A 12,936-nucleotide genomic window follows, 5' to 3' on the forward strand; every position below is an offset into this window, starting at 1 on the left:
TTTTCCCTCGTTGTTTTGTCGTTGTTTTATTGTTATTGCGCAGCCTTGGCCGATTCCAGCCAGGCGTTCTTCAGCGAACCCTGCGACTGGTCGCCGTCCTGCGTGATGCCCTTGAGACGCGGCGAATGCACGGTGAAGAAGTGCAGCTCGATCAGCGGCAGGGTCGGCAATTCGGTCTGCGTGATCTGCTGGAATTTCTTGAACAGCGCAATGCGTTCGGCTTGCGTGGCGGCACCCTGCGCCTGTTCGATCACGCGATCGACCTCCGGATTGCTGTAGCCGGAGCTATTGGTCCACGGGATGTTCTTGCCGACCCAGCCCGACCAGTACATGCGCGTGAGGCCGATCTGCGGATCGGGGAAGGACGCGTTCCACGTAATCGCGGTGTCGAAATCGCGGTCGCCGTAGACGCGCTTGGTGAAGGCGGCCGTGTCCTGGCTGCGGATGTTGACTTCGATGCCGACGCGTTTGAGTGATTGCTTCAGGTACTCGGCGGTGCGGCGATAGTCGTCGCCGTACGGCAGGTAGTCGTTGCTGATGGTGAAGCGCACGCCGTCGGCGCCGCGCGGGAAGCCGGCTTCATCGAGCAGCGCCTCGGCCTTCTTGGTGTCGTACGGATAACGCGGCACGGTGTTGTCGAAGAACTGCGACAGCGTGGTCGGCACGATGCTCACCGACGGCTTGCCGTAGCCGTACCAGACCACCTTGTTCAAGCCTTCCAGATTGGCCGCGTGGGCAATGGCGCGACGCACGCGCACGTCCTTCAGGTATTTGTTGCCGAGGTTGTAGTCGAGATAGAGCACCGGCGACGACCATTGGTAGCCGTTGGTTTCGACCTTGACCTTGCCGGAGTCGGCCAGGCGTTGGGCTTCTTTCGGCGGCACCGGGCTGAAGACGGCGTATTGTGCGTCGCCGTTTTCCAGCGTGGCGGCGCGCGCGCCGGCGTCAGGCACGACCTTGAAGATGATCTTGTCGAGGTAGGGCTTGCCCTTCTCCCAGTAATTCGGATTGCGCTCGAGCGTGATGTAGTTGCCGCGGCTCCATTCCTTGAACACGAACGGACCTGTGCCGACCGGCTTGTTGTTGTTCGGATTGTTCAGCACGTCGGTGCCTTCATACAGATGCTTCGGCAACACCGGCGCGCCCCACGAATTGAGCGTCGACAACAGCGCCAATGAAGGCTTGGTGAAACGGAAAATGGCGGTGTTGGCGTCCGGCGCATCGACCTGAGTCAGATTGACCAGGATGGCCTTGTTGCGCGGGTGGATGGTCTTCCAGACGTTCTCCACCGACCACTTGACGTCGGCCGAAGTGAACGGTTTGCCGTCGTGCCACTTGACGCCTTTGCGCAGGTGGAAGGTGATGGCGAGGCCGTCCTTCGACACTTCCCAGCTTTCGGCCAGCTGGCCGTGCGGCTTGAGGTCGTTGTCGTAGGACAGCAGGCCGTCGTAGACGTTGGTGGCGATCAGCGAGGTCGGCTGGGCGGTGTTGACCGCGCCGGTCAGCGTGACCGGTTCGGGCTGGACGATGGCGACCAGGGTGCCGCCGGACTTCGGTGTCTGTGCCGCCACCAGGAACGGCAATGCCGCAGCCAGCAAACCCGGGATCAGGGAAACGATGAAGCGATTACGCATGGAGGTCTTTTCTTGTTGTGTAGACGAAGAATTCAAAATCAGAACGTTCAGAGCGCGCCGTGACGCGGCGGCTTCTTGTCGTTGAGGTAGTAGTTGCCGATGGCGTGATATTTCCAGCGCACCGGATCGTGCAGCGTATGGGTACGCGCGTTGCGCCAGTGACGATCAAGATTGTTTTCGGCCAGCGTCGACTGCGTGCCGGCCAGTTCGAACAGCTTGCTGCCGGCGGCCAGCGAGACATTGTTGGTGAGCACGCGCGATTCGGCCACGGCGATCGATGCAGCCGCTACGGTGTCGGCATTGGAATCGGCGGCGGCGATGTCGACCCTGGCGCCGGCGCGGTCCACCAGCGCTTCTGCCGCGTGCAATTGCACGGTGAGATCGCCGACTTCACGGATGGTCAAGGGGTCATCACTGGCGCGTTCGACCCCGCTGTCGATCCATGGGCGCGAACGCGTCGAGACGAAGCTGATCAGGTCGGCATAGGCAGCGCGCGCGATGCCGAGATCGATGGCCGCGTGCAGCAATTGCGCCAGCGGACCGACTGTGGTCGGACGATCGAACGAAGCCTGGAATCCCAGCACCGCACCGCCGTCCACACGGACGTTGTCGAAGATCGCCGAACCGCTGCCGGTGGTGCGCTGGCCGAAGCCGGACCAGTCGTCGACGATGCTCAGTCCCTGCGCATTGCGCGGCACCAGCGCCAGTTGCTGCACGCCGTCGTCGTCGATGGCCGAAGTCGGCACCCAGTCGGCGTACAGCGCGCCGGTAGCGTAGAACTTGCGGCCGTTGATGCGGTAGTCGGCGCCGTCTTTGGTCAGGCGCGTCTTGCGCTCGGCGGAATTCTTGGTGCCGATCTCGGCCAGTGCGTTGCCGAAGCGGTCGCCCTGCAATACACGCTCGAAGTAGAAGCGCTTCTGTGCATCGCTGCCGTTGACGCGGATGATTTCGACCGCGTAGAAATGGTTTTGCGGAATCTGGCCGAGCGAGCCGTCGGCTTCGGCAATGATGGCCGTGACCTGGGCCAGCGTGACGTAGGAGACGCCGGCGCCGCCGTATTCCTTCGGCACCGAGATGCCCCACAGGCCGGAGCGCACGTAGCGGTCCAGCTCCGCCCATGGCAGCCGGCGTTCGCGGTCGCGCTGCGAGGCTTCACGCGCCAGTTCGACGGCCAGCTTGCGGGCGACGGCCAATGCTTCGGCGTCATCGCGGATGCGCGCGACGATGCGTGGCTCGGTGGCGTGTTCCGTGGAGATTGCTGCTGCGGCAGCGATAGCGGATTGGCTCATGGGAATGCTTTCGGAGAGATGTTCTGAAAACGGAATCAGGACCAGTTATGACGCGGCGGCGGCGCGTCGTTGAGGTAGTAATTACCGACGGCGTGGTACTTCCAGCGCACCGGATCGTGTAGCGTGTGCACGCGCGCATTGCGCCAGTGACGGTCGAGATCGTGTGCGGACAAGGTCGATTGCGTGCCGGCCAGCTCGAACAATTTTTCGCTGGCGTGCAACGCGATTTCCGTCGTCAGCACTTTGGCTTCCGCCACGGCGACCGAGGCTTGCGCCATCTGCTCGTAGCTGATCGGCAGCGGCGAGTTGTCGAGCGTGCGTGCGGCGCGTTCGAGCAAGGCCTCGGCGGCGTGCAGGCGGATCTTGAGGTCGCCGATCTGGTTGATCGTCAAGGGATCGTCGCCGGCGCGCTCGACGCCGCTGTCAGCCCAGGGGCGTGAACGTTGGCGGATGAAGGCGACCGCATCGTCCACCGCCGCTTGCGCGATGCCGGCGTCGATGGCGGCCTGGATCAGCTGCGCCACCGGTCCGATGTTGTTGGCTTGTTCAGCCAATTGATGCAGAGGCACGACGTGCCCCGCAGACACGCGCACGTTGTCGAAAATCACAGTGCCGCTGGCGGTGGTGCGCTGGCCGAAGCCGGACCAGTCGTCGACCACGCTCAGGCCCGGCGCATGGCGTCCGGCGAACACGAACACGCTCTTGCCGTCATCGTCGAGCGCACGTGTCGGCACCCAGTCGGCGTACAGCGCGCCGGTGGAATAGAAGCGCGTGCCGTTGAGCAGATAGTCGACGCTGCCGGGATCCTTGGTGATGCGGGTGCGGATGTCGAGCACGTTCTTGCTGGTGCGCTCCGGCCCGGCGTTGCCGAAGCGTGCGCCGTTCAGGACTTCGCTGTAGAAGTAGTGCTTCTGGCTTTCCGTGGCGGTTTGCGCCAGCACGTTGAGGATGCCGAAATGGTTTTGCGGAATCTGCCCGATGGACGGGTCGGCGGCGGAGATGATCCTGACCACTTCGGCCAGTGTCACCCACGACGCGCCGATGCCGCCGTAGGCCTTGGGCACGGTGATGGCCCACAGTCCGCTGGAAGAGAAGCGCTCGATCTCCGCATGCGGCAGACGCCGTTGCTGGTCGCGTTCAGCCGCCTCGACGGCAAATTCCTGCGCCAGCTTGTGCGCGGTCTCGATGGCTTCTGTTTCACTGAGTATGCGGTGCGCCGGCGCACGGGAAGTAGAGACGGCTGCGCCCGCGATCGACTGGTCGATGACCGCTGACATGATGGAATGGCTCCGCGAGATTGACCGCGCCGCAGAAAATTGCACAGAGCGCGGCGAGCGCAGACAAGATTAATGATGGGCCATTAAATCAAAATCCGTGTTTTTGCAGAACGAAGCATTTCGCATTTCTTAGTTCGTAAATTGCATGAACACGCGCATCATCATGCTGATTTGACCGACCGCCTGGTCAATCTCCGAACGCTCACGTTTCGGCCCAGAGGCGCAACAGGTTGTGATAGTGGCCCGCCAGCACCACGGTTTCATCGCTATCGCCATGCCTTTGCCGCAACGTGTGGATGGCCTGATCCAGTTCGTACAGCATGCCGCGCCGCTGGTCGTCGCGGATCATGCTCTGGGTCCAGAAGAAAGCACTCATGCGGCAGCCGCGCGTGACGGCAGTAACTTCGTGTCGGCTGCTTGAGGGATACAGGATCAGGTCGCCGGCCGGCAGCTTGACCTCATGTGCGCCGTAGGTGTCATGCACCACCAGTTCGCCGCCGTCGTAGTCCTCAGGCTCGCTCAGGAACAGCGTCGACGAGACGTCGGTGCGTAATTGATAGTCAATGCCGGGCGCCGTGCCCGCCACGTTGCGGACGGCGCCGTCGATGTGCACGCCGTACTGCTCGCCGCCTTCATAGCGGTTAAACAGCGGCGGCATGGTGCGCGCCGGCAAGGCAGCGGCGAAGAAAGTCGGATGAGCGGCCAGCGCCGCCATGACGATGCGCGCCAGTTCCCTGCCGACGGCGGATTGTTCGGGCAACTGCCGGTTGCGCTTGACGCGCGCGCCCTGCGAACCGACCGTGGCGCGCCCGTCGCTCCAGTCAGCGGCGTCGAGTTGCTTGCGGATCAACGCCACCTGATCGGCGCTGAGAACTTGCGGGATGTGCAGCAGCACGCTGTGCTCCTTTTATCGTGATTGAAGAAGAGGCGGTTTAATGACAAACCCCGCCGTCACCGGCGGGGCTGTTGCTCCCGAAACGGATAGGCGACTCAATACGCCAGATTCAGGCTGAGCTTTGCGGAGCGTTCCGTCCCGGGGATGTACCGCGCACCGCTGTTGTTGATGGAAGCCGCATAACGCTGGTTGGCCAGGTTGTACAAGTTCAGCTGCACCGTGGCGTTCTTGCTGAACTGATACGCCGCCATGGCGTCCGCGATCCAATAGCTTTGCGCGTACGGCGTGTTGGTAGCTCCGTTGATGGTGGTGCTCGCAGTGCGCGCCATCGTATCGATATAACGTACTCCGCCACCGACAGTAAAGCCGGCGGGGAGTTGATAGGTACTCCACAAGGTCATGGTTTTTTTCGGAGAGAAGCTCATTGCGGCATTGTTCTGATTGCTGGTTGCCGACGCGTTGGTGGTGCCGTCCGAAACTTTTGCATTCATCAGTGCTGCGCTCGCGTTGAGTGACCATCCGCGCACAATCTCACCGGAGGCACCCAGCTCGATGCCGTCGACGCGCTTCTTACCGGTTTGCGTGAACGAGTTTCCGGTGACCGCGTCCTGCTTGATTTCATTGCTGACTTCGGTGCGGAACAAGGCCGCCGAGAGCAGCAGTTTCTTATCGAACACCTCCCATTTGCTGCCAATTTCCACGGTCTTGGTTCTTTGCGGCGTGAAGTTGGGATTGTCGGCGCTGCTGCCGCTGCTGCTCAGCGCGAACGCGGCGCCTCCCGGCGGCTGCTGAGAAGTGGCGTAGCCTGCATAGATGCTGCCGTTGGGCGCGGGCTTGTACAACGCGCCGACCTTCCAGTTAAGCAGGGTGTCGGATTTGCTCAGCGTAGTCGGCACCAAGGTGCCGACGGGCAAGGTCGGATTGCTGGTAGCGGTCGACAAACCGATGCCGCTGAAGTCGGTGGTGTAACGATCCAGTCGCACGCCGCCATTCAGTTGGAAGGCAGGAGTCAATTCAAGCGTATCGAACAGATACGCGCCGATGGTATTGGTTGTACCGTCGTTGCGGGCACCGCTTGGACGCACTTGGACGCTTGCAGGGGCATACGGATTTGGCGCGTACAAATTGGCGTTGGCAAGTGTCGGACCTGTGTAGAGAATCGAGGTCTGTTTTTCCCGGATGAACTCCAGTCCGGTTGTGATGGCGTGCTTGACGGGCCCCGTGTTGAACTTAATCAGGGCATTGGTCTGGTTGGTGAAGATTTCATTTTCCTGATCCCTGGTTTGCAGAAGTCTGCTTACGGTCCAGTTGGCGGGATTGGCATTGCTGCCATCGATGGTGTACGGGCTGCCGATCAGATAATTCTGCTTGGTCTTGCCGTAGCGCGTGATGTTGCGAATCGTCACGCCGGCGCTGAGATCGTGCTCAAAGATGGCAGTGAACATGTCGGTAGTGCTTTTGTCGTAGTCGCCGGCCATGCCGTAGTAGTTGCTACGGGCCACCGGCCGCATCGGTTTACCCGCAGTCGATGCGTTGAAGAAGCCCGGTGTGCCGATGGTCGGGATGCCGGCATCCGGTACGTTGTCCCTGTCCAAATGCACATAGTTCAAGAAGATACGTGTCGGCGTCCCGAGTCCGATCGCGAGTGACGGCGCGATGCCCCAGCGATTGTTCTGTACACGGTCGCGTCCCGGCACGCCACTGTCCTGCTTGAGCAAATTGAGCCGAAACGCCGCGCCGTTGAGTCCTTCAATATGGCGATTGAGATCGGCGGTGATGCGCTTCTGGTCGCCGGTGCCGTAGGTCGCGGTTCCGGAATAGGCGTTCTCCGGCATCGGTTGCTTGGTCACCATGTTGATGTAACCGGTCGGTGCACCGCGGCCGTTGTCGACGCCGGCCGGGCCTTTGACCACTTCGACCTGCTCGATGTTGAACAGGTCGCGCGACACGCCGCCGAGGTCGCGGATGTTGTCGACGAAGATGCTGTTGGCGGTGCTGAAGCCGCGCATGAAGATCGAGTCGCCCGTGGCGGTGCTGCCGTTTTCACCGGTGCTGAAGGTGCCGACGCCCGCGCTGTTTTGCAGTGCTTCGGTGAGCGTGGTCGCCAGTTGCGATTGCAGCAGTTCCTTCTTGATGACGGTGATGGTCTGCGTAGTATCGACCAGCGGCTGCGTGAACTTGGGTGAGCTCACGCGCTCGGCCTTGTAAGACTCGTTGCGCTCGTTGACATTGACCTCGGGCAGGCTTTCTGCGGCGACGTTGAATGGTGCGGCCAGCGCCAGCGTCGACACCGCCAATGACGAACGTAAAGTGACCAGACGGCCGGCGGCGCCGTATTTCTTGCTCTTGATGTAGATAGACATGGAAATCCCAGTGGTAAGTGACGATCAGGACCGATTACGCCGGAACGATGGCGCGCTGCGCGAAACTGACTGGCTGTCTGGATAGAGGGGCGGGCTGCTGCGGACGGGAACATCGCGATGCGGTGATCGGCGCTGCGAATATAGTTTTGCGGCATGGTGTGAGGCAATGCTTTCGGGCCGGATTGTGCAGATATTCCGCTTTCCTTGACGGATGCCAAGCGACCGCTCGAAAGTCATCGACATGGACCGCGACGAGTCTCGGGATATTTATCGTTTGCTAAAAATCGGGGCGTCCGGCGACGGCCGAATCCTTGCGCTAAACTGTCGAAATTATTTTAATAACAGATAGCCGAGAGACGACATCATGTTCCATTCCGAGCGCGCGCCCGATTTCAAAACCGTCTTGCTTGCCAGCGGCCTGGTGCTGACGCTGGCCATGGGTGTGCGTCACGGCCTCGGCTTCTGGCTGCAGCCGATTTCGCAGGCGCACGGCTGGACGCGCGAAACCTTCTCGCTGGCGATCGCCCTGCAAAATCTGATGTGGGGCGTGTTCGGCCCGTTCGCCGGCATGGCGGCGGATCGCTACGGCACCGCGCGGGTGATCATCCTCGGCGCGCTGCTGTACATGTCCGGCTTGCTGTGGATGGCGCTGGTGGATCAGCCGATGCTGTTCGCGGTCGGCTCCGGGGTGCTGATCGGCGCAGCTCTGTCGTGTACCGCCTTCGGCGCGATCAGCGGCATCGTCGGCCGTAGCGCGCCGCCGGAGAAGCGCTCGCTGGCGTTCGGGATTTCGTCGGCGGCGGGTTCCTTCGGCCAGTTCGTGATGATGCCGGTCGAGCAACAATTGATTTCCGTGACCGGCTGGCAACAGGCGTTCTACTGGTTGTCCGCGCTGGTGGTGGCAGTGATGGTGCCGATGGCGTTCCGCCTGCGCGAGCCGAAGCTGGTGCACAGCGGCAAGCATGAGCAAAGCATCTGGGAGGCCACGCGCGAGGCATTCGCGTACCGGCCCTTCCAGTTCCTGATCGCCGGCTATTTCGTGTGCGGCTTCCAGGTGGTGTTCATCGGTGCGCATCTGCCGTCCTATCTCAAGGACAAGGGTCTGATGGATCCCAATATTGCGGTAGCGGCGCTGGCGCTGATCGGCCTGTTCAATATCTTCGGTTCGTATTATGCCGGCAAGCTGGGCGGCTTCCTGCCCAAGCGCTATCTGCTCTCGACCATCTATTTCTCGCGCACCATCGCCATCAGCCTGTTCCTGCTGGCGCCGCTGTCGTCGTGGTCGGTGTATATCTTCTCGGCGGCAATGGGCTTGCTGTGGCTGTCGACGGTGCCGCTGACCAACGGCATCATCGCCGGCATTTTCGGGCTCAAGCATCTGTCGATGCTATCGGGCTTCGTGTTCCTGTCGCATCAGGTCGGCAGCTTCCTGGGCGTCTGGCTGGGTGGTTATCTGTTCACGCGCGAAGGCAGCTACAACACGGTCTGGATGATCACCATCGGGCTCGGCCTGTTCGCCACAGTGATGAATTTGCCGATCAGTGAAAAGGCCATCCGGCGCGCGCCGCTGGCGGCATCTTAAGGTTCTCGCGCCATGAACGCCTTCCTCCGTCCGCGCCTCAAGCGAATCGCCATCCTGGCATCGCTGGGCGTGGTGCTGGGCGCGACCTTCCTCGCGTACCTGCGGCCTGATTTCATCTTCGACGTCGCCAACCGGATCGTGCTGTGTTTTTGAGCCCGATGGCGGCGGGCGTACAATGACCGGCATGAGCGAACCCACTATTTCCCTGACGGAACTGGAAGAAGCAATCAACTACTGGCGTATCCAGCGCCCCGCCACCGGCGAGGAATGTGCGCTGTCGCCTGAAGTCAATGCGCTGGCCGACGTCTACGCGGTGATGATCATCGAGCATCTGCACAGCATCGCCGCCGAGGTCATCGGCCAGGAGCCGCGCCAGCTGCTCGACGCATGGCGCCAGGCGCGGGCCGGCCAGGGCGCCTGATCCCCCACCCTGCATCCGCAACGCGCCCGTCGCATTTGTGGCGTATGATTTTTGCATGACGCGCTGCGGAACGATCTTTCCGGCGCGCAGTCTCTCCGTACTCTCACCGCAAGGATCCCGATGCGACGCAAACCCGACGCCAATAGTCTCCCTTCTCCGCGTTCTTCTTCGCGTTCCTCTTCCTCCTCCTCGCCCAAGCCGCGTATTGCGCTGGTGCTGCAAGGCGGTGGTGCGCTGGGCGCCTACCAGGCCGGGGTCTACCAGGCCATGCATGAACACGACCTGACGCCCGATTGGGTGGTGGGTACCTCAATCGGCGCCATCAACGCCGCCATCATCGCCGGCAACCGCCGCGAAGACCGCATCCCGCGCCTGCGTGCGTTCTGGGAAAGCGTGTCGCACGACGACGCCATCGACATGCGTGCCGTGCCCGACGCCACCCGCCAGCTGATGACCTGGGCCACCACCATGGACACGTTCGTCCGCGGCGTTCCAGGCTTTTTCGCGCCGCGCCAGTTCAGTCCTTTCGCCATCGGCTTGCCGGTGCCGCCCGAGGAAGCCAGCTTCTACAACACCGAGGATCTGCGCACCACGCTCAACAAGTACGTCGACTTCGATTATCTGAATGACAAGTCCGATGGCGTCCGCCTGACCGTCAGCGCGGTCAAGGTGACCTGCGGCTCGCTGGTCAGCTTCGACTCCTCGCTGCAGACCCTGGGCGCCGAGCACGTGATGGCCAGCGGCGCGTTGCCCCCGGGCTTTCCTCCGGTGCGGGTGGACGGCGACCTCTATTGGGACGGCGGCCTGTATTCGAACACGCCGCTGGAAGCGGTTCTCAGCGACGAGCCGCGCCAGGATACGCTGTGCATGATGGTCGACCTGTGGCATGCGGACGGCCCGGAGCCGCGCACCTATGAAGAAGTGCAGACGCGCCAGAAAGACGTCACCTTCGCCTCGCGTTCGCAGCGCCACATCGACGCTTACCTGAAGCAGCACCAGCTGCGCAAGATGGCGCGTGAGCTGTATGAACGCATGCCGGCGGATTTGCGCAAGCCGTCCGACCGCAAGCAATTAGCCGAGCTGGGTGCCGACACCACCATCCATATCGTGCGCCTGCCATATGCCGGGCGCGACTGGAACATGGCGTCCAAGGACGTCAATTTCTCGCGCGGTTCGATTGAATGGCGCTGGGAACAAGGCTATCAGGACGCCCTGCGCGGCATTGAAGTCAGCCAGGGCTGTCCGTTCAAGGTATCTGACACCGGTGTGGTGGTGCACGAATTGCCGCCCGTGGTGGAGGTTGCGACGGGTTGAGGACGCCGTTGCAAGGGGGAAACAATTGGTGCTGTGCAATAACAAATTATATTGTTAAAATTGCAATTCCCCGACATTTTGTGCGCCGCACAAAAAGTTCTTGACCTCACCAAATAAGTGCGTAAAATAGTAATTGTTGCGGCGCACAAAAATAGTAATTCGAGACGTAAGCCGCCAGTCCATCACTGTTTTTGAAACCAAAGGAGAAGTCCATGTTTTCGTACCAAGATCAATTTTCCGCCGCAACCAAGACCCACTTCCAAGCTCAACTGGATCTGATCAACACCATCACCACCAAGACTTTCGAAGGTCTGGAAAAGATTGTTGAACTGAACCTGAGCGCCGCCAAGGCATCGCTGGAAGAGTCCGCCGCTACTGCCCAGCAATTCGCATCCATCAAGGACCCGCAAGAACTGCTGGCCCTGGCGCAAGCGCAAGCCCAACCGACAGCTGAAAAGGCTGCCGCTTACGGTCGTCACCTGGCCAGCATCGTGTCGGCTACCCAAGCTGAACTGACCAAGGCTACTGAAGCGCAAGTCGCTGAAACCAGCCGCAAGGTCACCGCCCTGGTTGAAGAAATCGCCAAGAACGCACCAGCCGGTTCGGAAAACGCAGTCGCCCTGTTGAAGTCGGCCATCGGCAACGCCAATGCCAGCTACGAGCAACTGACCAAGAACACCAAGCAAGCCGTGGAAACACTGGAAGGTCACCTGAGCAACGCTGCCAAGCAGTTCACTCAAGTCGCTGAAAAGACTGCCGGCCGCAAGAAGTAATCAGCAGTACCAGTAGCACCAGCAGCAAGCATTCACGGACCGCCATGCGGTCCGTTTTTTATTGGCCGGCCGGTTTCATGTCGAGCCTGAAAATGCAGGCTGGAACTGCAAGCTCGAACCGCCCGCTTAAACTGCAGGCGCCACCCTCACACTATCGCGCCCGCCGCGCTTGGACTCATACAGCGCCGTATCCCCGCGTTCCAGCAAGGTCGCCAGATCCGCCGGTGGCTGGCCGAACAGCGTTGCGCCCACACTCAGCGTCACCGCCGACGGCGTCGCAAACGTCTCGCGCGCCATTCGCCCGAACGCTTCGCGCAAGCTGTTGCCGAGCGCCACGACGCTGTCGCCGCTGGTCTCACGCAGCAGAATCACGAACTCGTCCCCACCCAGCCGCGCCGCCAGCGAACCGCGCGGCAAAGCGTCGCGGATCATCTCGCTCAGCGCCACCAGCAACCGGTCGCCGGCACTGTGGCCGTGCAGGTCGTTGACCTGCTTGAAATTGTCGATATCGATCAGCAGCAAGGCGCCGGGACTTGCCGGCGTGGCCTGCTCCAGCAAGGCGGGGGCGCGCATGTCGAGCGCGCGGCGGTTGTACAGCGCGGTAAGCGGGTCGCGCGCGGCCAGTTGTTCGATGCGCTCTTCGCGGCGGTGGCGTTCGGTCCCGGTCATGGACAAGGCGATCAGCATGATCGCCATGGCGCCCTCCACCAGCGAGATCTGGATCACTTCGCCGCGGAAGGCCGCCAGGTCGACGAACGCACCCAGCGCCACGGTGGAACCGGCCTTGGCGACATAGAACAGTCCGTGCACCAGCAGGACATAGCGCAACTGCACCGCGCCCACGCTCAGCGACACGCCATGCGGACGCAGCAGGAAACTCGCGCGCAGCGTGACGCCCGCAACCAGCAATGACTGAATACACAGCATGGCCCTCGACCACCAAGGCTCGGCCGGCACCAGCAACATCGCCAGCCAGACCACGCCGATCAACCACCAGCCGCGCGACAGCCGGGTGTTGGTAAAGCGGGACACGCCTGCAAGAAACAACCAATGCGCGACGATCAGCAGGCCGTTGGCAAACCAGATGCCGATCAGCAAGAAGCCGCTGGAGCGCAGCAGCGCCAGCGCCGAACCCACGGTGATGACCGCAAAGCCGGCGCTCCAGAACAGCAGCGATTTTTCGCGCACGCTGTTCCACTCCACGGTCAGGTAAAAGGCGGCCGCCGCAGACAGGGCGGTGGTAAGAATGAGGATGCTGGAGGGATCGAGTGCCATGGATAACGAGGGGTGCTTAAGCTTGCCCAAAGAGACTTGGTGAAAAGGGGCCCGGCTATTTTAACGCCGCTCACCGCACCCGGCTTGCAGGGCGGCAGTATCCCTCCCATCGG

11 protein-coding genes are annotated in these 12,936 nt (G+C 61.7%); 5 read left to right on the top strand and 6 right to left on the bottom strand.

Annotated features, from left to right (window positions below):
* Window positions 1-32 precede the first annotated feature (32 nt).
* The 5 genes from ACIROW_RS18030 to ACIROW_RS18050 all read right to left on the bottom strand — a co-directional run bounded on the left by ACIROW_RS18030 (window position 33) and on the right by ACIROW_RS18050 (window position 7,458).
* On the bottom strand, window positions 33-1,634 hold the full coding sequence (locus tag ACIROW_RS18030) for an ABC transporter substrate-binding protein (RefSeq protein WP_402277824.1): 1,602 nt from the start codon (window positions 1,632-1,634) through the stop codon (window positions 33-35).
* Between the two features lie 47 nt (window positions 1,635-1,681).
* Window positions 1,682-2,923 (bottom strand): SfnB family sulfur acquisition oxidoreductase, encoded by a 1,242-nt coding sequence (locus ACIROW_RS18035; protein WP_402277825.1) that lies wholly within the window; start codon window positions 2,921-2,923, stop codon window positions 1,682-1,684.
* A 35-nt stretch (window positions 2,924-2,958) separates the two neighbouring features.
* The gene (locus ACIROW_RS18040) at window positions 2,959-4,200 is read right to left on the bottom strand and encodes an SfnB family sulfur acquisition oxidoreductase (RefSeq protein ID WP_402277826.1); all 1,242 of its coding nucleotides are present in this window, start codon (window positions 4,198-4,200) and stop codon (window positions 2,959-2,961) included.
* Window positions 4,201-4,402: 202 nt separating this feature from the next.
* A complete protein-coding gene (locus ACIROW_RS18045) occupies window positions 4,403-5,095 on the bottom strand; it encodes a Fe2+-dependent dioxygenase (RefSeq protein WP_402277827.1) in 693 nt (230 codons plus the stop codon).
* Window positions 5,096-5,190: 95 nt separating this feature from the next.
* A complete protein-coding gene (locus ACIROW_RS18050; RefSeq protein WP_402277828.1) occupies window positions 5,191-7,458 on the bottom strand; it encodes a catecholate siderophore receptor Fiu in 2,268 nt (755 codons plus the stop codon).
* A gap of 364 nt (window positions 7,459-7,822) precedes the next feature.
* Between ACIROW_RS18050 and ACIROW_RS18055 the strand changes: the two genes are divergently transcribed.
* The 5 genes from ACIROW_RS18055 to phaP all read left to right on the top strand — a co-directional run bounded on the left by ACIROW_RS18055 (window position 7,823) and on the right by phaP (window position 11,548).
* The gene (locus ACIROW_RS18055; protein ID WP_402277829.1) at window positions 7,823-9,040 is read left to right on the top strand and encodes an MFS transporter; all 1,218 of its coding nucleotides are present in this window, start codon (window positions 7,823-7,825) and stop codon (window positions 9,038-9,040) included.
* A 12-nt stretch (window positions 9,041-9,052) separates the two neighbouring features.
* Window positions 9,053-9,193: a hypothetical protein gene (locus ACIROW_RS18060; RefSeq protein WP_402277830.1), complete on the top strand. Its 141-nt coding sequence runs from the start codon at window positions 9,053-9,055 to the stop codon at window positions 9,191-9,193.
* A gap of 22 nt (window positions 9,194-9,215) precedes the next feature.
* Window positions 9,216-9,461: a DUF3717 domain-containing protein gene (locus tag ACIROW_RS18065; protein ID WP_402277831.1), complete on the top strand. Its 246-nt coding sequence runs from the start codon at window positions 9,216-9,218 to the stop codon at window positions 9,459-9,461.
* A gap of 120 nt (window positions 9,462-9,581) precedes the next feature.
* On the top strand, window positions 9,582-10,775 hold the full coding sequence (locus ACIROW_RS18070) for a patatin-like phospholipase family protein (protein WP_402277832.1): 1,194 nt from the start codon (window positions 9,582-9,584) through the stop codon (window positions 10,773-10,775).
* A gap of 212 nt (window positions 10,776-10,987) precedes the next feature.
* The gene (gene phaP / locus ACIROW_RS18075; RefSeq protein ID WP_402277833.1) at window positions 10,988-11,548 is read left to right on the top strand and encodes a TIGR01841 family phasin; all 561 of its coding nucleotides are present in this window, start codon (window positions 10,988-10,990) and stop codon (window positions 11,546-11,548) included.
* Window positions 11,549-11,674: 126 nt separating this feature from the next.
* Here phaP and ACIROW_RS18080 read toward each other — a convergent pair whose 3' ends face one another.
* Entirely contained in the window at window positions 11,675-12,823 is a 1,149-nt protein-coding gene (locus ACIROW_RS18080) for a diguanylate cyclase domain-containing protein (RefSeq protein ID WP_402277834.1), read from the bottom strand.
* Between the last annotated feature and the right edge of the window lie 113 nt (window positions 12,824-12,936).

Origin of the sequence: Herbaspirillum sp. NPDC101397, from assembly GCF_044767325.1 — a bacterium.
Lineage (GTDB): Bacteria > Pseudomonadota > Gammaproteobacteria > Burkholderiales > Burkholderiaceae_D > Herbaspirillum.

Bases quoted from the DNA above. Each gene is read 5' to 3' on its own strand.
- ACIROW_RS18030 (WP_402277824.1), bottom strand. From the start codon at position 1,634: ATGCGTAATCGCTTCATCGTTTCCCTGATCCCGGGTTTGCTGGCTGCG.
- ACIROW_RS18035 (WP_402277825.1), bottom strand. From the start codon at position 2,923: ATGAGCCAATCCGCTATCGCTGCCGCAGCAGCAATCTCCACGGAACAC.
- ACIROW_RS18040 (WP_402277826.1), bottom strand. From the start codon at position 4,200: ATGTCAGCGGTCATCGACCAGTCGATCGCGGGCGCAGCCGTCTCTACT.
- ACIROW_RS18050 (WP_402277828.1), bottom strand. From the start codon at position 7,458: ATGTCTATCTACATCAAGAGCAAGAAATACGGCGCCGCCGGCCGTCTG.
- ACIROW_RS18055 (WP_402277829.1), top strand. From the start codon at position 7,823: ATGTTCCATTCCGAGCGCGCGCCCGATTTCAAAACCGTCTTGCTTGCC.
- ACIROW_RS18060 (WP_402277830.1), top strand. From the start codon at position 9,053: ATGAACGCCTTCCTCCGTCCGCGCCTCAAGCGAATCGCCATCCTGGCA.
- ACIROW_RS18065 (WP_402277831.1), top strand. From the start codon at position 9,216: ATGACCGGCATGAGCGAACCCACTATTTCCCTGACGGAACTGGAAGAA.
- ACIROW_RS18070 (WP_402277832.1), top strand. From the start codon at position 9,582: ATGCGACGCAAACCCGACGCCAATAGTCTCCCTTCTCCGCGTTCTTCT.
- phaP (WP_402277833.1), top strand. From the start codon at position 10,988: ATGTTTTCGTACCAAGATCAATTTTCCGCCGCAACCAAGACCCACTTC.
- ACIROW_RS18080 (WP_402277834.1), bottom strand. From the start codon at position 12,823: ATGGCACTCGATCCCTCCAGCATCCTCATTCTTACCACCGCCCTGTCT.